The organism is Bacteroides sp. AM23-12 (assembly GCF_003434395.1).
GTDB lineage: Bacteria > Bacteroidota > Bacteroidia > Bacteroidales > Bacteroidaceae > Bacteroides > Bacteroides thetaiotaomicron.
Genome location: NZ_QTLF01000014.1, coordinates 17,720 through 40,680, shown reverse-complemented (window position 1 = coordinate 40,680; position 22,961 = coordinate 17,720). Strand labels below are relative to the sequence as shown.

Genomic DNA, 22,961 nt, shown 5'->3' with positions numbered 1-22,961 from the left:
AATTAGTTGTGTACACTTAAATTAGTATTAATGATTAACTCACAAAAGTATGAAATTTTATAAATTGTCGGGCATAGGTTATCCCGTAAAAATTCATAAATTTTATATATTGTTATTCGCTTTATGTTTTTATAACATAGCCTATGGGCAAAATCAGCCAATAACGGTATCTATGAAAAACCAACCTCTATTAAAAGTATTCGAAATCATTGAAGATCAGACCGATTTTAGTATCGCTTATAATCAGACGAAACTGGACGTGAAACAAAAGGTCAGCGCCAATTTTGTCAGAGAAGCAGTCTCTTCTGTTCTGAACTCCGTACTCAAAGGAACAGGATTCACTTACAGACAGGAAGGTAAGCATATTATTATCATTCCTGTCCCGGCAAAGGCAGAAGCAGCCCCCAACAACACTACTTCTACCCAGCAGTCCATAAAAATACGGGGAACCGTAACAGATGCGCAGGGCGAACCTCTGATTGGAGCAAATGTTCTGGTTGACGGCAGCAAACAAGCGACCATTACCGACATGAATGGGGAATTCTCACTGGAAGTACCTGCCAACAGTAAGTTACGGGTTACTTATATCGGTTACGTCACACAAGAAGTAACAGTCAAAAACAAGACACTTTTCAACATACAGCTACAGGAAGATACCCAGACTATGGATGAAGTGGTAGTCATCGGATTCGGAACACAAAAAAAAGTGAATATGACCGGCGCTGTAGCCTCTGTAAATATCAAAGAGTCGTTGGGCGACCGCCCGATTACCAACGTTTCGGCTGCCCTGCAAGGAGTCGTGCCGGGACTAAAAATTGAATCGACAACGGGAACTCCGGGAGACGACATGACGTACAATATCCGTGGAACAACCTCCATCAACGGTGGTGAGCCTCTCGTATTGGTAAACAACGTACCGATGGATATCAACATGATTGACCCGCAGGATATTGAATCTGTCTCTATTTTGAAAGATGCCGCTTCCGCAGCTATCTACGGTGCCCGCGCAGCTTTTGGTGTGATTCTGATTACAACGAAGCAAGGTAAAAAGGACATGGCTCCCAGATTCAATTACAACAACAACTTCTCTTTCTCGAAAGCATCAGAGCTTCCGCAGAAAGCAAGTTCGCTGGAATCGGTACTGGCGTACAAGGAAATGGGATGGGCAAACGATACCTATGTAGACGGAAAAAACATCACCCAATGGGAAGGCTACATACGAGACTATCAGGCGAATCCTTCCAACTATCCGAACGGATATATTTTCGACGATCAGGGCAACCTGTTCCTTATGCGGGAGAATGATATGTTTGCCGATATGATGGATAACTTCGGATTCATGCAGAACCACAGTTTCTCCGTATCGGGAGGCAGCCAGCGTACCAGCTACCGACTAAGCCTGGGATATACCGGTGAGGACGGCATTCTGGTAACGGACAAAGACAAATTTGACCGTATCAATATGTCCAGCTTCCTGAGTGTCGACGTAAACAAGTGGCTAACTACCCAACTGGATATCAGATATGCAAACTCTACCCAGAACAAGGTGGAGCAAGGCGGACGAAACGGTGTCTGGGGAAGTGCCATGCACCTGCCGTCCTACCACAACATCCTGCCGTACGAACAAGACGGCATCGAATATCCTGCCGAAACGTCCGCTACTTTCGTACGCTACGGAGAACCGAGGGTGATCAAGAAGACCAACCTGCGTACTTTGGGACGTGTCATCATCTCTCCGCTGAAAGGACTGAAAATAACAGGTGAATATACCTACAACCGGATCACCGAGTACAACCGGATGTACGTCAACAAATACAAGTATATAGGATTCAACTTTACAGGGCTGCTGAACAATGTAGAGAACTCACGTTATGCCCTGACGCAAGGTTTCACCAATTACAACGCTATTAACGCATTCGCCAATTACGACTTTTCAATAGGTAAACATGATATCTCTATTATGGGTGGTTACAATCAGGAAGAGAGTCATAAGGAATCGCAATGGTCGCAGCGCACGGACGTATTACTGGAAAATCTGCCGTCGCTCTCCGGTTCTACCGGAACGGCATCCGTCACCGACAGTTTCGATGAATATGCTATCAGAGGTTTGTTCTACCGTGTCAATTACACTTACGACGGTAAATACATGTTCGAAGCCAACGGACGTTACGACGGTACATCCCGTTTCCCGAAAGACAGCCGTTTCGGTTTCTTCCCTTCTTTCTCCGCCGGATGGCGCATTTCGGAAGAAGCATTCATGAAGAATACCAAAAGCTTCCTGTCAAACTTGAAACTACGTGCCTCATGGGGCTCTATCGGCAACCAGATCATACTGAAGCCGGACAACACTCCGGAAAACTATCCCTACATCCCTTCTATGTCACCTTACCTGACGGAATGGCTGGTGGACGGACAAAAGACGACTACACTGAATGCACCGGCAATGGTCAGCAGCAGTTTCTCGTGGGAAAAGGTATATACACTGGACTTCGGAGTCGATTTCGGATTCTTCGACAACCGCTTTAACGGTACTTTCGACTGGTATCGCCGCGACACCAAAGGGATGCTGGCACCCGGTATGGACCTACCGTGGGTAGTGGGAGCCACCGCCGCCAAACAGAACGCCGCTGACCTGAAGACGTACGGCTGGGAACTGGAACTGAACTGGAGAGACCGCATCAACAAGGACTGGAGCTACCGGATCGGATTCAACCTGTACGACTCACAAAGTGAAATCACGAAATACAATAATGAGACCAACCTGCTAGGCGACAAGATTTACCGCAAAGGCATGAAAATGGGAGAAATCTGGGGATATGTCACCGACCGCTTCTACACGGAAGACGACTTCAACGCAGACGGTACACTAAAACCGGGAATCCCCATTCCGAAAGGAGCAGGAAAAGTTTTTCCGGGAGACGTGCTGTATAAGAACTTCGATGACGATACCGAAACCATCTGGAGCGGCGAAGGAACCGCCGACAATCCCGGCGACCAGCGTATCATCGGTAACTCGACTCCGCGTTTCCACTACGGCATCACCGCAGGAATCAGCTGGAAAGGACTCGACCTCTCTATCTTCCTCCGAGGCGTAGGCAAACGGGATTATTGGCGCACCGACCAGATCGCATGGCCTACCGGAGGCTGGGGAAGCCTGTTCAAAGAAACTCTCGACTTCTGGACTCCGACTAACACCAATGCTTATTATCCGCGCGTGTATTCCAACGACGGGGTAAACACAAGCTACAACCACTGGAAACAGTCGAAGTATCTCGCCAACGCCTCTTACCTGAAACTGCAAAACATCACGCTTTCCTATACCTTGCCCAAAGTATGGTCCCAGCGTCTCTACTTCGACGATGTGAAAGTATTCTTCAGCGGAGAGAACCTCTACACGTGGGATCACCTGCCGGAAGGACTGGAAACCGATATGCTGTCAAAAGGTGCCTGGGAATATCCGTTCATGAGAAAATTCTCTTTCGGTATCAATGTTACATTCTAATAACCAATGTATTATGAGAAAATATTTAATCTTTATATGTACAGTTTTGTTAGCAAGCTGTCTCAATAACGATTTTCTGGAAAGGTATCCTTTGGGAGACCCGACTGCCGAAACGGCTTTTGAAACATACGACAATTTCAAGGCATACGCCTGGGGATTGTATGAAACCCTGCCTTCATTGGGCTATGGCTCGGAAAATTCTACGGACGATATCTCGTACAACCAGACAAGAGGAACCAGCGAAAGCAACTGGATCAGAAAACTGGTGACCATCCCCGACAAGAAAGACAATACTTCCTGGAACTATTACAGCTATATCCGAAGGGTCAACCTGATGCTCGACCGCATTGACGGTTCGAAAATGACGGATGTAGAAAAGGCGAACTGGCGTTCCGTCGGTTACTTTTTCCGTAGTTACCGCTACCTGTCTCTCCTGTCGGCTTACGGTGGCGTACCCTGGATTGATCATGTGCTGAGCGACGACGAAACAGAACTGATCAAAGGCCCTCGTGCCTCCAGAGATGAAATAGCCGGTCACATTCTGGAAGACCTGCAATTTGCCGAAAAGAATATCAACGTGAACGGAGAAGGCAGAAACACCATCAACAAGGCTTGTGTACAGGCTTTACTCTCCCGCTTCTGCCTTTTCGAAGGTACCTGGCGCAAATATCACGGACTCAACAACGCCGAAACTTATCTGCGGGAATGCAAACGGGTATCCGCCGAACTGATGCAGACTTATCCGAACGTGGCGGACTGCTACGACGATCTGTTCTGTTCACTGGAACTGAAAGATGTTACCGGTGTCATTCTGTACAGAGAATATTCGGATGCTGTCGGTGTAGTGCACGCTGTCAGCATCGGGGGAACGACCGCCACCTCCTTTTACAATCCGACCCGCGACTTAGTGGACAGTTACCTGTGCACGGACGGAAAGCCACGCTGGACGAGTGACGCCTATCTGGGTGACAAGGATATATACGACGAGTTCAGCAACCGTGACCATCGTTTGTGGCTGCACGTCACTCCTCCTTACCGGGTAGACCGTTCGGCTTCCAGCACAGCCTGGGACAATAAATGGAAATTTACGGATAACTCCAAAGACCGCAGTTTTATCGACAGCCTCACCGTCCGCATGGGAATCGGGTACGGCACCAGTAAGGAACGACAGAAGTTATTGCCATTCCGTCAAGGATATGACGGTGGTATTCTGGGTGCATCGCCTCACTTTGACTTCTATCTGGAGAACCAGCCGTGGTACAAGTCTGCCTTCGGATATAACAACTGGAAATACTATTGCTGCTACCTGAGCATGGGCAGCCAACGAAATGAAGAGACGGATATGCCTATTTTCCGCATCGAAGAAGTCATGCTGAACTACGCGGAAGCCATGTGCGAACTCGGCGAGTTTGACCAGACAGTTGCCGACGTCACAATCAACAAACTGCGCCCGCGTGCCAATGTAAAACTCATGAAAGTCTCGGAAATAAACTCAGCCTTCGACCCGAAACGTGATCTCGGAAATCCGGATTATCCCAACGACTACGAAGTGAGTCCGCTATTATGGGAAATACGACGGGAACGACGCATCGAACTGTTCGCCGAAGGATTCCGTTTCGACGACCTGAGAAGATGGAAGAAATGCCACTATGCACTGAAGAAGAAACTCGGACAATACGTACGTGCATCCGACTTCACGGCAGGAACCAATGTGACTATCGACGGTGGCGGCTCCGAAGGATATCTCGAATTCCATCCGAAACAGAATCATCTATGGCCGGATTACTATTACCTCAATCCTATTCCACGCAACGAACGGGTACTGAATCCCCAACTCGAACAGAATCCGGGATGGGAGGAAGGAAATTAACCGGTAATCCATCACCAACCGGATAATCCGGAACTAACCGGAAGAGGCTGTGGCAAATATTGGCTCTTCTTGACAGTCATCCCAATGACAGGACAAGCATTTCGTCATTAGCGTGGCTGAAAGACCTTGATATTTGACACTGCCTCTTCCCTTTTTAACTGTATTGATTTCGTAAGTTTACTCAAAAGAATAATTGAGTACTTGAAATTTATTCGTATTTTTGAGACATCAGACTAATACGGGCAATCCTTTTGCCGACTCTTACAAAATCTAAATAAACACACTGTACCCCATGAAGCACCTAATTTTTACAGCTCTCTTTCTTCTATCGTACACAGTCGCCGTCCGCGCCCAAATCGTATTTCCTACCCCCAATCAAGTAGAAATGCAGACAGGCAACCTGATTTTAGGGAAAAAGGTTTCTATGTACGCCGAAGACACTACCGCTTTTTATCTAAACCTTTTTCGAGAAGAAGTACTCTCCCACACTCCCATCAAATGGCAAAAAAAAGAATCCAAAGCCGATATCTGCTGGATAACCGACTCATCCCTGCCCCCCGAAGGTTACCGGATCAGGATTCATCCGCAACAGATGGTAATCAGCGCCTCCGACAAAGGAGGATTCACCTATGCCGTACAAACGCTACGCCAATGGGTAGCCGGTTCAGCAGGATCTATCACCTTTGCCTGCGCAAGCGTGACGGACTATCCCCGCACACAGTGGCGCTGCTTCTTACTGGACTCCGGACGTCAGTTCCAAAAGGCTGCCACCATCAGAAAGTATATCGACATGGCTTCACTGCTCAAAATGAACTACTTCCACTGGCATCTGACAGAAGGACTGGGATGGCGCATCGAAATCAAGCAATATCCGCACCTCACCCGGACTGGCGGTTCGGTAGGCAAAGGAGAAGAACAGCAGGGATTCTATACACAGGAAGAAATACGGGACATCATCGAATATGCCCGTCAACGGAATATCACCATCGTCCCCGAAATAGATATGCCGGGCCATGCCGAAGCTGCTCTCTCTGCCTATCCGGAGCTCGGTTGTTTCGGATTGCCGGTAGAGATACCGCAAAGCGGATTTACCCAGAACATATTTTGTGCAGGAAAAGACGGAACTCTCCGTTTCCTGAAAAACGTACTGGATGAAGTATGCGCCCTCTTTCCTTCTCCCTACATACATCTGGGCGGAGACGAAGCCCCGAAAGGCAACTGGGATCAATGCCCGGATTGCCGGAAAAGGATTACCACAGAAGGACTCAAAGACAGTCACGACCTCCAGCTATGGTTCTCTGCGCAAATGGCAAACTATCTGAAGTCGAAAGGACGGAAAGCCATCTTCTGGGGCGACGTAGTCTATCATGACGGCTACCCGTTGCCGGACAATACCGTTATCCAGTGGTGGAACTATCGGGGACACAAAGACCTCGCGCTCAGAAACGCCGTCAAACACCATTATCCGGTCATTTGCAGTTCCAACTACTATACGTATCTGAACTTCCCCGTCACCCCGTGGAAAGGATATACGGAAGCACGTACGTTCGACTTGAAAGATGTCTATCTGAACAACCCTTCCGACAAAGCCATCAGCGAGAAAAATCCTCTGATACTTGGTATGAGCTGCGCATTATGGACCGACGACGGAGTCACGGAACGAATGATAGACCGACGCCTTTTCCCACGCATCCTCGCTCTGTCCGAACAGATGTGGCACGAGGGGGAAGCGCTTGACTTCGACCGGTTCTACCGGAACATCCTTCACCGCAAAGCATGGTTCGAAGAAGCTGGATTCGAATTCGGACCGGCTCTGAAAGAAGATGTAACGAAAGATTATAAATGGGATTAAAAAAAAGAACATCATGAACAAAAGAAATTTATTGATCGCAATACCCGCCCTGTGCAGCGGTTACCTGCACGGACAAACCCAACCCGCATCTCCCAACGTTATCTATATTTTAATGGACGATCTGGGATATGGAGATATCGGTTGCTTCGGACAAGACAAAATAGAAACACCCCATATCGACCGTTTATGCAGCGAAGGCATCAAACTGACACAACATTATTCCGGTTCCCCCGTATCAGCTCCGGCACGCTGCGTACTGATGACAGGTATGCACTCCGGTCATGCGCAAATCCGCTTCAACAATGAGTTAGCCGAACGCGGAGCAGTAAACAACTACGACTCGGTGTACGTTCATAAAGAGCTGGAAGGGCAATTCCCCCTACAGGCGAACACGATGACTATCGGGCGAATGATGCAACAAGCGGGATATACCACCGGATGTTTCGGCAAGTGGGGACTGGGGTATCCGGGTTCCGAAGGAACTCCCAACAAACAGGGGTTCGACCGATTCTACGGATACAATTGCCAGCGCCAGTCGCACACATACTATCCTCCTTTTCTGTATAATGACGAAGAACGTGTCTACCTGTCCAACAAAGTGACAGACCCTCACCGAAGCCCTCTGGATAAAGGTGCCGATCCGAACGATCCAGCCAGCTACGCTAAATATACGCAAAAGGAATATGCCAACGATCTGATCTTTGATGAACTGATGGGATTTGTCGATGCCAATAAACGCAAACCGTTTTTCCTGATGTGGACCACTCCCCTGCCGCACGTCTCGCTTCAGGCACCCGAACGCTGGGTACAGCATTATGTAAAGAAATTCGGGGACGAAAAGCCTTACACCGGACAAGCGGGATATCTGCCCTGCCGGTATCCGCATGCTACCTATGCGGCTATGATCAGTTATTTCGACGAGCAGATCGGCCAACTGATCGAAAAACTGAAAGCGGAACATCTGTACGAAAATACCTTGATTGTGTTTACTTCAGATAATGGTCCTACGTTCAACGGAGGCAGCGATTCTCCCTGGTTCAACAGCGGGGGACTTTTCAATTCAGCATACGGATGGGGCAAATGTTTCTTGCATGAAGGAGGTATCCGTGTCCCCGCCATTATCACATGGCCCGGCAAAATAAAACCCGGTACGCAAAGTGACCACATCTGCGCTTTTCAGGACGTTATGCCTACGCTGGCAGAACTGGCAGGCATCACTTGTCCGCCAACGGACGGAATCAGCTTTCTGCCCACATTGCTCGGCAAAAAAGGGAAACAAAAAGAACACACTTATTTATATTGGGAATATCCTGACCCAAGGATTGGCAACAAAGCAATCCGCATGGGAAAATGGAAAGGAATCATCACGGACATCCGGAAAGGCAATACGCAAATGCAGCTTTATAATCTGGAAACGGACATCAGAGAAGAACACGATGTGGCTGCGCAACATCCCGATATCGTAAAACGCTTCGAACGACTGATGAAAGAAGCTAGAAACGGTCCGGACTTTTAACGACCTTCCTTGCTAACTAACGGGACATACCGGAGCATCATCCGTAACATCCCTGCGAAAGACTTGTGCCAACGCTTTGGCACAACTATGCCAACAGCTTGGCACGGCCGTGCCACAGGCGTGGCACAGTTGTGCTAAGCCTGTGGCAAAGATGTCCCCTATAGAGTTAGTCAGAATACTGGTATACCTTCAAGTCGAACTTCGGCACCATCGCCAGCAAATGGTCGAAGATATCCGACTGAATCCGCTCGTACTCTTTCCACACCTTATTGCGGGAAAAGAAATAAACCTGAATAGGAACTCCGTACATGGTAGCCTCTTTCTGACTGATAATCAAATCCAAATCCTGATTCACCACCGGCAGACTGCAAAGATACCGCTCGATATACACCCGGTAAACCTGTGAATTGGTGGGCACCACTCCTTCCTCCGGCTGATAATCCGCCATGAGTGGAATCTCTTTCCGATAACGGTCGAGCATCTCCGGCGTACAAAACTGGAGTGTCGTCAGGTCCAGTGTAATATTCTTCATCACCCGCCGCCCACCGGAATCCTTCATGCCACGCCAGTTCTGAAAAGGACTGCTGACCAGCGTATAAGGCGGAACCGTAGAAATCGTATTATCAAAGTTCTGAATCTTGACCGTGTTAAGCGTAATCTCCTGCACCGTACCATTTGCGGCACCGGAAGGAAGCGTGATCCAGTCTCCCGGACGCACCATATCATTGGCAGAAAGCTGAATACCTGCCACAAATCCCAAAATGGAATCCTTGAATACCAGCATCAGGATGGCTGCCGAAGCACCTAGTCCCGCAAACAGACTAGCAGGCGATTTATTTACAAGGATAGAGATAATCACAATCCCCCCGATAAAAAACAAAAGTACCTGAAGTACTTGAATGAATCCTTTCATCGGTCGGTTCTTCATTGTCTCCTTTCCATCGTAAATATCCATGATCATCAGCAGAATCCCATTGATAGCCAGCAGCAAAGAAAAGATGATATAAATGGCACAAGCCTTCTGCGAAATAACCAGCAGTTCCTTGCCACGCATGAAAGCCATCGGCAACAGGGCATAGACAAGGATGGCGGGAATCGTATGAATCAGATTATGAAACACTTTACGTTTCATCAGCAATGTATTCCAAAGATGCGGTTTCCTGCGGGTATACTGCCTCATTCCTCCCACTAGAATTGCCTGACAAAGATAGTCCACCCCTACAGCAATGGCTATCATCAGTATAGCAATAATTGTTTCATCAAAACGATCGGCAACCTTCGCATCTATCCCCCAATCTATCAGGATTTTGTTCATCCATTTTCCTAAATCGACTACTAACATAAGTTCTTTCTTTATATATCATTTATATAGAAAGATAACAGTGAAAACCTACGTTTGGTTTAAAAAAAAGACTGGCGTCCGATTTACTAGAAATCAAGACCGCCAGTCCCACTGCTACTCTCTAAGCATTTCTTTTATAGTGGCAGACCGTAGCGTCCATCTACAATTTTCTCCAACTGTGCTGCCATCTTCTTTACCAGTTCCGGATTCTGACCCGCCACATTATTCTTTTCTTTCGGATCTTTCTTCAGATCGTAAAGCTGCGGTTCCTTACTGTTTCCCAACTCGATATTCACTGCTTTCAGATATGCCGGTCCATTTCCCGGACGGAGATATTTCCATCTTCCGTCTGTCACCGACAGGTTATTCTGTGCATTCTGAAGTACCAGCCATTCGCGTCCCTTCTTTTGCTTGCCTGTCCACGCTTTCAGCATCGGTTCACTATCCGGTGCCGCACCTTCCGGCAAGCGGACATTCAGCATTTCAGCAAAAGTAGCAAACCAGTCTATCTGACAGAGCAATGCATCCGAAACTGTTCCCGGACGGATCACACCCTGCCAGCTCCAGATACAAGGAATACGTGTACCCGCTTCGAACGAACTGTACTTTCCTCCGCGATAAATGCCGCCCGGAGTATGATCGCCTAGCAATTCCACTGCCTGATCCTTATATCCGTCGTCCACTACCGGACCGTTATCACTGGAAAGAATCACCAGTGTATTCTTATCCAATCCCAGTCGTTCGAGTGCATTCAGAATCTCGCCTACCGACCAGTCAAATTCGAGCAGACAATCGCCGCGAGGTCCCATGCCGCTCTTTCCTGCGAACTGTGGAGACGGAACACGGGGAACATGCGCATCCTGCGTGGCAAAATACAGGAAGAAAGGAGCAGACTTGTGTCCTTCAATAAAGGAAACAGCTTTTCCTGTCAGCGTCTCCGCAATCTTCTCATCCTGCCAGAGAGCCGACTTTCCGCCCTTCATATATCCGATACGGGAAATACCGTTCACGATACTCTGGTCGTGTCCGTGAGAAGGATGCATTTTCAGCAACTCCGGATTGTCCTTCCCGGTAGGTTCTCCCGGAAAGTTCGCTTTGTAACTTACCTGAATCGGATCATTCGGATCAAGGTTGATCACCTGATCATTCTCTACAAATACACAAGGAACACGGTCGCCCGTAGCTGCCATGATAAAGGAATATTCGAAGCCGATATCATTCGTTCCCGGCTGCAAAGGCTTGTTCCAGTCTTGTTCTCCGCCCTTGTCGCCCAGTCCCAGATGCCATTTGCCTACGACTCCGGTGTTGTATCCGGCATCCTTGAACAGGTTCGCCATTGTATAGCGTTCCGGACGGATAATAGCCGCAGCGTCTCCGGCAGCAATACCTGTTCCGGCTTTGCGCCATGCATATTCACCGGTCAGCATCGCATAGCGGGAAGGCGTACTGGTAGCAGCTGCACTGTGCGCATTGGTAAAACGTACTCCCATTTTGGCAAGACGTTCCACATTAGGAGTATGAATAGTCTTGGCTCCGTTACAACTCAAATCGCCGTAACCGATATCATCCGCATAGATAAAAACAACATTCGGACGCTGGGTTTGTTTCTCCTGAGCAGTGGTCTGAGAAGCCAGACAGGAAGTTAACGCTAAAGGTAATATACCATAAAATTCTTTTCTCATTTTGTCTTTTGATAATTATTAGGTTAGAATGAATAAGTATCTATTCTCAAAGTGATGTACTTATTAAGTTAAAATTCAAAGCTTCGTCAAGGAGCTACGGTCACTCCGATTTCATTCATTTCTACTTGCGCCGTTGTAGCCGTAGGGGTGGTAGCTTCCAGCTTGATAAAGCGTGCCTTTTCCTTCTGACCGAAAGTGACAGTCTGCGGCAACGGATTATGCATGATATTGCTGAACTCACCGTTGGCAGGCACTTCCTTCCAGTTCTTGCCATCTGCGCTCACGTAGAATTTGTAACGGAAAGCCATCGTCGGTTTCGCTTCCGCTTTCAGAGGTGCATAAGTAAATGCGGAGAGTTCGACTTCTTTGCCCAAATCAATGGTCAACGGAGAAGCAGCCACCTGTTTCCATGAAGCACGAGGCAGATTGTTCCAGTTTTCCGTCCGGTTCTCTTCTTCCAAAGGGTCTGCATAGTAGGCTGCCACCTGACTGATGTGAGCCGTCAGACGACATTCGTTGATCTTCACCCGAAGCTGGGTAGCCTTTACTGCCGGAAAACGAACCATACGCTTATAGCCTACAGTCGTTCCTTTCGCCACTTCCTGCCAGCCTTGTTCCGTCAATGCCTCTACGGTAAAAGACTCCACCCGTTGCCCTTTCGTGATATCTTCCTGCAACATCACAACGTTGATTTCCGACTCCGGTTTCAAGGAATAAACAGTTTCACTGCCGGAAACAGCCTCCCAGTCTTTTCTTCCTTTCTCTACCCGGTTGTTCGTAAATATCTTCTCCCGATAAGCAGCAAATTCGTTCAACCGCTGCACATCCGCTTCATTAATCAATCCTCTGCGGTCGGGAGGAATATTCAGCAAGAGCACCGAGTTATAGCCTACCGACTGGAAATAGATATCAGCCAGATGTTTTAAGGATTTCACTTTGCTGTCTTCTTCCGCATGATAAAACCATCCCGGACGGATAGACACGTCTACTTCCGAAGGATACCAGAATAACTCCGTTGCCTTTTCCAGCATCGCACGGCTTCCTAAATCTTCGGCTTTGCTAAAGACGCCCAGTCGTTTGTTGTTTTCTTCGGAACGAGCATAAATGCCCGGAGTCAGCACCGTTGCACTCCATTCCGTTTCGCGTCCCAATCCTTTTTCATTACCTACCCAACGGACATCATCGCCCATAATTGCCATCACCGCTTTCGGCTGCAACTGTTGGATAGTCTTGTAGAACGCATCCCAGTCATAGATTTGTTTCTTTCCGTTCGGTCCTTCTCCGTTTGCGCCGTCAAACCACACTTCGTGCACTTCGCCGTAATTAGTAAGTAATTCCGTTAATTGCCGAATAAAGAATTCGTTGTATTTAGGAGAATCTCCGTAGCATTCCGCATTCCGGTCCCACGGAGAGAGGTAGACTCCGAATTTCATATCATATTTATCGCAAGCGTTACGCAGTTCTTTCACTACGTCGCCCTGACCGTTTTTCCAAGGGGAAGAGGCTACCGAATGTTTCGTGGTAGCTGTAGGCCACAGACAAAAGCCGTCATGATGCTTTGCCGTGAGAAGTACCATTTTAAATCCGGCGTCTTTCAAGGTGCGCACCCATTGTTCTGCATCCAGCTCTGTAGGGTTAAAGATAGCAGGGTCTTCCTGACCATCGCCCCATTCGCGTCCGGTGAATGTGTTGATACCGAAATGCAGGAAAGCAGTCAGCTCCATTTGTTGCCACGCAGCCTGCTGGGGGGTAGGAACCAGCCTTGCTGCCATATCGATTTTTTGTTCGAGGGTTGCATCCTGTGGAAATTCAACATGCTTCACATAGTAGTTTTCTTTCGTCAGTCCACATCCGCCCAACGTTATCACAGAAGATAAAAAGAGAGAAGTAAGTAGTTTGTTCATCATAATAAATATTGATTTAATGCTAATGAGACAAAGATAAATATAAAGGAGCAAATTTCATGGCTTTCCCGAAGCGCTTTTCATTAAACTTCGCTAAATCCATGCCATTCGCTCCCCTATATTCTATCTCAATGCAATATTTCTATCCAAATGCAATCAGTTTCAGGCTATTTTACCGGATAAAGCGTAAATTCAAAACTCTGCTTTTTCACCGGTACCAGATATTGCGGCAATACACCCGGTCCGCAGGTAGCCGTACCTACTCCTGCCTGTTCGGCATCCAGATGTATGGTTATCATTCCATCACGCTCCAGTTCATTAATGTGGTGCGCCTTCTCTAATAATACATCCGAGAAAGGAATGATACTAAACTGGAAAGGACGATTCGATTCCATAAAGACACCTTCGCCTGCCTGATCCGTCAGTTTCGCCCAGCGTACATCTGTCCGGTTAGCTGTAGATTGTGGGGTAGCGTAATAGTGGAACATCCGTTCTACCGTCGTATCATACAGTCCTATCCTACCGGACTGGTTGCGGTCGATATACGTTTCATGATCGCCACGTCCCAGATAAGATACTTGATTATAAGCATCTGCCATGCGGAAGGTCAGCCCCAGACGAGCCATCGACTTCACAATCGCCGTATCCGGCTGGAAGGTGGTACGAACCTTCAATGCCCCGTTCTTGTCGAGTGCATAAACAAAATCCGCCATTCCTACTTTCTGTCCTTTCCCATTAAGAATCTCAGCACGGACCGTTGCCGATGTCTTTTCTTCTTTCAGTGATACCACTTTCTGTGTCAGGTTATTCAAACCGGCCTTGCGCCACAGACGGGCTCCGTTCCTATCCCGGTTATCATTATCCGTAGCCGGACGGAACAGGCTCAAAGTGATTGGTGCAGCCAGCAATTCCTTTCCATCCAAAGTCAGGGAAGAAAGTGCCCCGGTATTCTTGTCCACAACAAAAGCTGTTTCTCCCGCCTTCTGCGGACGATAAGCCGTCGTATTCTTATTACCGGCAAGTACAAACTGGTCGTATGCCACTTCCCAGTCGGTATCCACTAGCGGAGTGGCCTCTTTACGGCTCCAGCTTAGGTTCAGATAGGCTTCCCGAACGGTATTCGGAAGTTTGACGGCACCCAAAGTGACATCTACCGTAGCGTGCGGCTCGCAGTCTACTTCCTTCGTGCCTTCGGCAAGTACGGTTCCATCCTCCCCTTTCACATTCCAACGCAGGATATATTCATTCAGATTAGAAAAGTCATACCAGTTCTTTATGCAGACTTTCAGATTCTTCCGGTCTGACAAAGTCGCTTTGATGTTCTGATATATTTTCTTCACTTCGAGTAGATGCGGATGCGGTTCACGAACAGCATTCACCAGACCGTTGCCACAGAAATTACCGAAGCTGGGGATTCCTTCCGGTCCGTAATCGCCTCCATAAGTCCAGTACCATTTTCCGTCTTTGTCTATTTCACGGAAGTTCTGATCCACCCAGTCCCAAATGCAGCCACCTTGTGCCATCGGTTCATTTTCAAAGACATCCCAGTATTCTTTCATTCCACCGCAACTATTGCCCATTGCGTGCAGATATTCGCAGAGTATGAAAGGACGGTAAATATCCTTCTTACCCACGTATGCCTTAATTTCGTCCACACTGCGGTACATACGGCAGTAGATGTCCGTGTTGTAATTCAGTTCGGCACGTTCATATTGCACGGGACGGCCTTTCTCTACCGATTTCAGCCAGTCGTAAGTACGTTCGAAGTTGATACCGTTGCCGGCTTCATTGCCCAGTGACCAGATCACGATAGCCGGATGATTCTTGGAACGTTCGTACATACGGTGTGTACGGTCCATGTGAGCGGTCAGCCAAGTACTGTCTTTGGCAAGGGAGGCAGGCCCGTATCCCATGCCATGCGATTCGATATTCGCCTCATCAATCATATACAGCCCGTAGCGGTCGCAAAGCTGATACCAGTACGGATGAGTCGGATAATGTGAGTTACGCACCATGTTGATATTATGCTGTTTCATCAGGCGGATATCCTGTTCCATCAGTTCTTTGCTTACGGTACGTCCCAGTTGCGAATGTTCGTGACGGTTCGTCCCTTTCACCAGCACCGGAACACCGTTAATACAGAAACATCCGTCCTTGATTTCCGAAGTACGGAAACCGACTTCACAACCGGTCAGTTCGGTTACTTTTCCTTGCGCATCTTTTAATTCGAGTACCAAGGTATAAAGGTTAGGATGCTCCGCATTCCATGCTTTTACTTCTGCAATCTTCTTCTCATCGAAAGCGATAAAGTTACTCAGTCCACGGGACTTGATGTTAATGGCATCCTGCAATACTGCCTTTCCGGAAGCATCCTTCAGTGTATAAGCGATGGAGCTGGCAGTAGCAGAAGGGCCTTCCACCGTCACTTCCAGATTGAAGATACCTTCTTTGTATTTCTCTTTATCAAGGGAAGCACTTACTTTATAGTCAGCAATATACTGTTTGGGAGTGCTATACAGATAAACATCCCGTTCGATGCCACTCAGACGCCACATATCCTGACACTCCAGATAAGCACCCGAACTCCAGCGATATACTTCCAGAGCTACCACATTCTCTCCTTCACTCAGTACATCGGTAATGTCCCATTCGGCAGCCGTCTTCGATCCCTGATTATAGCCAAGCAACTTTCCGTTCACCCATACATAATAGAAAGAGATCACTCCTTCGCAGCAAAGCACTACCCGACGTCCTTTCCAGTCGGCAGGCACCTTAAACGTGCGACGATAGGAACCTACTTCATTCTCAGCAGATGGAACCAATGGCGGATTCTTCTTGAAGTTGAACATCTTGTCGTCAAACTCATAAGTTTCGTTGACATAGATAGCTGTTCCGTAGCCTTGCCGTTCCCAGTTGCCGGGAACATTAATATCCGCCCACCCTCCGGTATAATAAGAGGGCTGGTAAAAGTCCTTCGGACGGTTGTCCGGGTTCTTCACCCAGTTAAATTTCCACTTCCCGTTCAGACTCATATAATAAGGAGACTGTTCATATCCTCCCGGCTTTTCAATATCGGAAGCGTCGGCGTAAGGCCATACATAGGTATGAGGAGCGAGTTTATTCAGTCCTACCGCATACTGGCTCTGCCACTCCGGCAAAGGCTGTTTCTGAGCCGAAGCGAAGGTAGCAGTCAGTGCTGCCATCAAGATTAAAAACGTTCGTTTCTTTAATTTCATCATTATTATATTGTTTTTTGGTGACTGGTTATTCAATGATCAGTTCATCGAAACATACTCTTGATTCTTGTCCGGGACGTACATGATTTGTCGGACATTCTCCCGCTCCTTCCGTTGTCACCCGCACATAACGGGCAACGGTTCCTCTCATATCTATCGACAGGTCTTCGATGAAAGTTCCTTCACGGAATATCTCTTCGGGAGTATATTCCAATTCGTTGATATCCCGATAAGTCGCATTATCGTCCGACACGGCTACCCGGATTGATTTCGGTTTGTGCACTCCCATTCCATAGTTAGTGATACAACCGATTGTCAGCGTATTCATTTTCTCCTTTTGCAACAGATCGACGGTGAAGGAAATACGGTCGCTACTTCCCCAACTACACCATTCAAAGTCCGTTTGCTTCAGACTTCCTCTGACTCCGTTGTTCAGGACAGCTTCATTCACTTTATTACCCAGCAACGGTTTTGCCGTAGCCTTGTTCCAGTGTACCGGAAGCGTCAGTCTTTTCCCCATCTGCTGTCCATCGGCAAACGTTGCGGCATTGACTGTTTGAGCTTCTTTTACCAACAATGGTTGTTCATAGAGCGGTGAAGCGGCGGTCGGCTCGCTTCCATCCATTGTATAACGGATTTCCACATCCGGACGGACACATTCCAGTTTTACTTTCAGTGCTCCGTCTTCCGGTCTCACGGTATGCTGTATGTTGTACATCGAACGGGCATACACTATCCCTTTGGCTGCGAGATGTTCATTAAACGAATCCATTCCTTTCAGGAACGAAGTCCAGTCTTTCTTTTCCGGTTGTGTCCATGCCACTTCCGCCAATGCCGCCAGGCGTGGGAATACCAGATAATCCACATCCTCCGGCTTATTACAGAACTCTGTCCACATACAAGCCTGTACGCCCATCAGCAAATCCGCATATTCCGGTTTCCAGTCTTTCTGAACCGGCTCATAGTCATACACATCTTTCAGCGTATTATTGCCGAAATACGTCAGCGGCTCAAACCACTGCGGCCCTTGATAACGAATCAGGTACATGATACGTGCGGGAGTCATAATGAAGCGATGTCCCTTCTCGGCAGCCTTCAGTGCAGCCTGTCCGTATCCCTGCCAACCCAGAATAATGGCATCGTCCGGCAAAAAGCTACTGTTCGTCAGCTCATCCCAGCCTATCACCTCGCGCCCTTTGCTACGTACATATTCGCTCATCCGATTCATGAAATAACCTTGCAAATCTTCTTCATTGGCAAGCTTTTCCTTTTTCATCCGTGCCTGACACAGCGGGCATTTCTCCCAATAAGTCTTACGGGCTTCATCACCGCCGATATGGATATATCGGGAAGGGAACAAATCCAGAATCTCATCCATCACATCCTGAAGGAAAGTGTAAACGCTGTCGTTTCCGGCACAATAGATGATCTCGGAATTTCGTCCTCCCAAACCGGGGAGCACTCCGATATATTCCTTCACCACCGGACAAGCTAAATGAGGATAAGCTGCCAATGCCGAATTGCTGTGTGCTGGCATATCGATTTCCGGTACCACTTCAATCTGACGTTCAGCCGCATAAGCCACCATTTCCTTTATTTCTTCCTGTGTGTAGAAACCTCCTACCGGAGTGGGTTCTCCGGGTTCCGGATTCCGCCGGGCAGGAAAAGGCAGGTCCGTACGATCCACTCTCCATGCACCTACTTCCGTTAAACGGGGATATTTCTTGATTTCCACACGCCAGCCGTTATCATCTGTCAGATGAAAGTGAAGCGTGTTTATTTTGAGCATTGCCATACAATCGATAATGCGCAATACATTCTCTTTGGGAATAAAGAAGCGTGACGCATCCAGCAATAACGCACGGTAACCAAAACGCGGTTCGTCCTGAATACTCACTGCCGGAATACTCCATTTTACTTTTTTATCCGACACTTCCTCTTTTTCGATGGATGCCGGAAGCAACTGGCGAATGGTCTGCAAAGCATAAAAGAATCCTTTTGCATCCGATGCTTCGATAATAATTTCTTTCGGAGACACTTGCAGCGTATATGCCTCACTTTTCAAGGTTGCATCCGTCTGGAAACGAACATTTCCCTTTTCCGCATCGCCTACCGTCAACTTCGGAGTAAAGCCTGCCGCACGGGTAAACAAAGCTATAAAGCTGCGTGCCACTTCCGCCTGCTCCTCATTCTCTACGGCAAATACCGTTTTACCGGAGAAAAGGTAGTTCCCGCTGCCCGGCACTATTTGCGCCGGGCGTGGAACCAAGGGTATGTCATGTGTCAAGTTAGTATCGCTACATCCAGCTACTATCGAAGATAGAAAGCCTATCAGTAATATTAAAATCGTTCTTGTCATTGTATTATTCGGGGGTTATTCCTTGTCCCTTTCCGGAGAAAAGCGGACGGGATCATTATATTGTTCCTGTAGTTTCAGCAATTCGTCTTTCAGTTCCTTTACTACCGGTTCATACTCAGCCTCACCGTAGAGGTTGTGCATTTCCGACGGGTCTGCCTGCATATCATACAGTTCCCACCAGTTGATATCATTATAGAAATGAATCAGTTTATAGCGTTCCGTACGTACGCCATAGTGACGTTTCACCATGTGTTCGGCAGGATATTCATAGAAGTGGTAATACAGAGACTTTCTCCAGTCCTTCGGATGCTCACCTTTCAACAGAGGCAGCAGTGATACTCCGTGGATATCTGCGGGAATTTCCGCTCCTGCCAGTTCAAGGAAAGTAGGTGCATAGTCGATGTTCTGTACCATTTCGGTGATATCTCCCCTGCGGTCGAAACCTTTCGGCAGACGCATGATAAGTGGTGTGCGCATAGATTCTTCATACATGAAACGCTTGTCGAACCAACCGTGTTCGCCCATGTAGAAACCCTGATCGGAAGTATAAACTACCAGTGTATTGTCCAGCAACCCTTTTTCCTTCAGATAGTCGAGCACACGTCCTACGTTATCATCAAGAGACTTCACGGTTTTCATGTAGTCACGCATATAACGCTGGAACTTCCAGTTGGCCAGTTCTTTTCCTGTCAGATTCTGTTTGTAGAAATCATCGATAATCGGAGCATAGAACTTGTCCCATGCGGCACGCTGTCCTTCGTCCATGCGTCCGAGGAATCTTTCATAAAGTGATCTCAGGCGTGATTTCTCATTCGGACGAAGCATCTTCAGGTCGTAAATCATATCCATGTCCTTCACGATACTCATTTCCTGAGCAGCCGCAGCAGGGCGACCTTCATAGTCGTCAAAGAAATTATCCGGCAACGGGAATGTCTTGTCCTCGTAGAGGGCAAGGTTACATGTATCCGCCATCCAGTTACGGTGAATCGCCTTGTGATGAATCAGCAGGCAGAACGGTTTCTCCGGATCTCGCTTGTTTTCCATCCAGTCGATAGCGTCATCGGTAATCAGATTCGTGATATATCCGTGTTTCTGGATGGTATCATTATCTTGTGTAATAAAGGCAGGATTATAGTAATCCCCCTGTCCGGGTACTATCTGCCAGTAATTAAATCCGGATGGCAAACTTTCCAGATGCCATTTGCCGACCAACGCAGTCTGATAACCTACCTTTTGCAGCAGCTTCGGGAATGTCTGTTGAGAACTGTCGAATACGCAAGTCGTATTATCGTAGAATTTATTGGCACAGCTATGCTTACCCGTAATCATACAGGCACGGCTGGGACCGCTTAATGAATTGGCAACGAAGCTTTGAGTAAAACGTACACCATCCGCCGCAATGCGGTCAAGATTCGGAGTTTCCATGTAGCGGGTGTCATAGCAGCTCATCATCTGGGCTGTATGGTCGTCTGTCATAATATAGACGATGTTCAGCGGCTTTTGTTCTGTCGTTTTCTGCTTGTTTGTACAAGATGCAAGGGAGGCAACGGCGGCTACTCCTGCCAAAGAATAGAACAAGTTTGATTGCAGGTTTTCCATAATGATTAATTTATTTAGATTACATGGCAAAGATAGGGAAGATATGTAAAAAGTATGTCTACAAATAGCTAATGTATTTACAATATTCTCTATTTCCACCCGAATTAGCAGTAAATGCCGGAAGTAAATCGCTGTTGCACGATGGCCTTCCGGCATTGAACTTATTTCATACTATTGAAAACGGTTCGTCATATTTTAATAGTAGGTATGCGCATTAGGATTGTGCAGATTAATACCGGCAGGCTTACTATAATTATCGTTTGAGTAAAATCTGATCCAATCGATTTCCATACGAGGTGACTCCTGACTCGTTTTACTAGCCTCATAACTGATAGAAGCAAATCCCGAATCCCAACCGACCGGAGGAATATCGTTATATCCCAATCCCCACGCACTTGGAGCACCTAACGTCAGCAAATAATGGAAGCCTAAAGGATTCTTTTCCAGATTGAACGGCCATTCGCCGGAAGCACTACCCAAATCCGCAGATGTGATTACTTTGGTTGTTTTACCGTTAATACCCATTTTGATTGTATGATCATCAACAATTTCCACCCAATAAATATTCCATTGATCCATTTTGCTGATAGCATTCTGAGTCGTCGGATTTTTATAAGTACCTGTTGCCTGATTACCCATATGCACTGTTTGATGAGCATTATTCTGTCCTGTAATATTTCCCACCGGATTTTCCATCACATCAATCTCACCATATCGCGGCCATGCGCTATATGGATCCGACGCCTGACTTTGTGTATTTCCCTGCAGCCAGATAGCGGCATTAAACCCATTCTTATTACCACGGATACGAGCACGAGTCTCGATTCGGGTTCCCACTCCTATCCAGGTGTGTTGCGGAGCATATCCTTGATTCATATTAAATTTACCGGAGAAACAAGCAGAGAATCCATAATCTTTTTGTCCGGCCCCTCCTCCTGTAGCATTAATTTTCTCTTTCACTGCCCACATTTTCAAGTAACCTTCATCTGTTACATCTGTATACCGATCATTATTAACGGCCATATATTTCTGTACCATCGCTGTATTCTGAGCCCCAAATCCTAGTACAGGACATACTCCGTTAGCATTTTTAGCCGTACGGCATTGACCATTGATTGCATGGAATTCCATTGAATTCACAAACTTCCACCCTTCAGCGGCCAGCGCTTCATTGGGATGAGGGGTTCCTGCCTTCATAGCCAGGGCCTTTTTATCTCCCCACCATGTTTTAAAGGCTTTTGCATTCTTCTCCGAATAGAATGGTTCATCAGGTGATGTATACACGTAACGTTCATCTTCCAGCTCCGAACCAAGAGGAGTATCAATATCCTGTTTCGTAATCTCCATCTTCTCTGCCAACAAAGGATGATGCTCGGAATCGGTTGCAAATGTTAAAGTCAGTTTGGTATCTCCAAAAGGATAACCATCTGTCAGCATTGTTACTGGATCACTATCTACTGAGAGTTCCCCTGCAGAAATAGTCAGAGTAGACGGAAGGTTTTCATAAAGGTCGGCCTCACCTGCTCCCGGAGTAATAGTAACTACTATATCTTCTTTAGCAGGTACATCTACTTTCATTTGCAGAATAAATGTATCCCCCTCTTTCACCACCAAGTCCGAGTTACCTTTGATAGAAACTGCTGTGCGATAATAATCAGAAACCTTAATAGCCTGTTCAGATCCATCCATCTTATACCCACGGGCAAAAGCTGTGAGCTTCATTAAGACAGATTCCGTAATACCTGAAGATTTTACCGGGACAGAAACTTCCAATGTTTTCTCTCCTTCCGGGAAAGTTACCATTTCCGGAAAGTTATTGAATAAAGTTTTTGATACATCCGTGGAACCATCAGTTGCCGTCAGATAAATATCAAATTCTTCATTGGTAGCTATCCCTGCTCCCTGTTCGTCTTTTACACTGAAAGTCATAGTCAGTGTTTCGCCCATTACCAGTGTGTTACTCTCCAATGCCAGCGTCAATGGCACTGGTTTGGGAAGCGGAGCTACCTGATCGTCGTCTTTACACCCGGTCAGAGCTATAGCCCATATTCCCAAGGGTAAACATGCATATAGTATATTTCTTATCTTCATTGTTTTAT

The 22,961-nt window shown here is 47.2% G+C and carries 11 protein-coding genes; 4 read left to right on the top strand and 7 right to left on the bottom strand.

Annotated features, from left to right (window positions below):
* Positions 1-49 precede the first annotated feature (49 nt).
* The 4 genes from DW640_RS13045 to DW640_RS13030 all read left to right on the top strand — a co-directional run bounded on the left by DW640_RS13045 (position 50) and on the right by DW640_RS13030 (position 8,740).
* Positions 50-3,502, top strand: a complete 3,453-nt coding sequence (locus tag DW640_RS13045) for a TonB-dependent receptor (RefSeq protein WP_117578348.1) — start codon at positions 50-52, stop codon at positions 3,500-3,502.
* A gap of 13 nt (positions 3,503-3,515) precedes the next feature.
* Positions 3,516-5,372, top strand: coding sequence for a RagB/SusD family nutrient uptake outer membrane protein (locus DW640_RS13040; RefSeq protein WP_117578461.1), 1,857 nt, complete (start codon positions 3,516-3,518; stop codon positions 5,370-5,372).
* A gap of 292 nt (positions 5,373-5,664) precedes the next feature.
* Positions 5,665-7,224 carry a beta-N-acetylhexosaminidase gene (locus tag DW640_RS13035; protein WP_016267046.1) on the top strand — a complete coding sequence of 520 codons (1,560 nt, stop codon included), beginning with the start codon at positions 5,665-5,667 and terminating at the stop codon, positions 7,222-7,224.
* A gap of 13 nt (positions 7,225-7,237) precedes the next feature.
* Complete coding sequence (locus tag DW640_RS13030) at positions 7,238-8,740, top strand: arylsulfatase (protein WP_011107896.1); 1,503 nt, start codon at positions 7,238-7,240, stop codon at positions 8,738-8,740.
* A gap of 166 nt (positions 8,741-8,906) precedes the next feature.
* Here the strand turns inward: DW640_RS13030 and DW640_RS13025 are convergent, their stop codons facing one another.
* The 7 genes from DW640_RS13025 to DW640_RS12995 all read right to left on the bottom strand — a co-directional run bounded on the left by DW640_RS13025 (position 8,907) and on the right by DW640_RS12995 (position 22,953).
* Positions 8,907-10,082: a mechanosensitive ion channel family protein gene (locus DW640_RS13025; RefSeq protein WP_008762107.1), complete on the bottom strand. Its 1,176-nt coding sequence runs from the start codon at positions 10,080-10,082 to the stop codon at positions 8,907-8,909.
* Positions 10,083-10,216: 134 nt separating this feature from the next.
* A complete protein-coding gene (locus DW640_RS13020) occupies positions 10,217-11,764 on the bottom strand; it encodes a sulfatase-like hydrolase/transferase (protein ID WP_011107897.1) in 1,548 nt (515 codons plus the stop codon).
* 86 nt (positions 11,765-11,850) lie between these two features.
* Positions 11,851-13,668 carry an alpha-L-fucosidase gene (locus DW640_RS13015; protein WP_011107898.1) on the bottom strand — a complete coding sequence of 606 codons (1,818 nt, stop codon included), beginning with the start codon at positions 13,666-13,668 and terminating at the stop codon, positions 11,851-11,853.
* Between the two features lie 167 nt (positions 13,669-13,835).
* Positions 13,836-16,907, bottom strand: coding sequence for a glycoside hydrolase family 2 TIM barrel-domain containing protein (locus DW640_RS13010; RefSeq protein WP_172556806.1), 3,072 nt, complete (start codon positions 16,905-16,907; stop codon positions 13,836-13,838).
* 25 nt (positions 16,908-16,932) lie between these two features.
* Positions 16,933-19,263, bottom strand: coding sequence for a glycoside hydrolase family 20 protein (locus tag DW640_RS13005; protein WP_117578346.1), 2,331 nt, complete (start codon positions 19,261-19,263; stop codon positions 16,933-16,935).
* Positions 19,264-19,278: 15 nt separating this feature from the next.
* Positions 19,279-20,862 (bottom strand): sulfatase, encoded by a 1,584-nt coding sequence (locus tag DW640_RS13000; protein WP_008762102.1) that lies wholly within the window; start codon positions 20,860-20,862, stop codon positions 19,279-19,281.
* Positions 20,863-21,057: 195 nt separating this feature from the next.
* The gene (locus tag DW640_RS12995; protein ID WP_008762101.1) at positions 21,058-22,953 is read right to left on the bottom strand and encodes a DUF5006 domain-containing protein; all 1,896 of its coding nucleotides are present in this window, start codon (positions 22,951-22,953) and stop codon (positions 21,058-21,060) included.
* Between the last annotated feature and the right edge of the window lie 8 nt (positions 22,954-22,961).

Coding starts and splice junctions, on each gene's coding strand:
- DW640_RS13045 (WP_117578348.1), top strand. CDS start 50: ATGAAATTTTATAAATTGTCGGGCATAGGTTATCCCGTAAAAATTCAT.
- DW640_RS13000 (WP_008762102.1), bottom strand. CDS start 20,862: ATGGAAAACCTGCAATCAAACTTGTTCTATTCTTTGGCAGGAGTAGCC.
- DW640_RS13010 (WP_172556806.1), bottom strand. CDS start 16,907: ATGATGAAATTAAAGAAACGAACGTTTTTAATCTTGATGGCAGCACTG.
- DW640_RS13020 (WP_011107897.1), bottom strand. CDS start 11,764: ATGAGAAAAGAATTTTATGGTATATTACCTTTAGCGTTAACTTCCTGT.
- DW640_RS12995 (WP_008762101.1), bottom strand. CDS start 22,953: ATGAAGATAAGAAATATACTATATGCATGTTTACCCTTGGGAATATGG.
- DW640_RS13025 (WP_008762107.1), bottom strand. CDS start 10,082: ATGTTAGTAGTCGATTTAGGAAAATGGATGAACAAAATCCTGATAGAT.
- DW640_RS13015 (WP_011107898.1), bottom strand. CDS start 13,668: ATGAACAAACTACTTACTTCTCTCTTTTTATCTTCTGTGATAACGTTG.
- DW640_RS13040 (WP_117578461.1), top strand. CDS start 3,516: ATGAGAAAATATTTAATCTTTATATGTACAGTTTTGTTAGCAAGCTGT.
- DW640_RS13030 (WP_011107896.1), top strand. CDS start 7,238: ATGAACAAAAGAAATTTATTGATCGCAATACCCGCCCTGTGCAGCGGT.
- DW640_RS13035 (WP_016267046.1), top strand. CDS start 5,665: ATGAAGCACCTAATTTTTACAGCTCTCTTTCTTCTATCGTACACAGTC.
- DW640_RS13005 (WP_117578346.1), bottom strand. CDS start 19,263: ATGACAAGAACGATTTTAATATTACTGATAGGCTTTCTATCTTCGATA.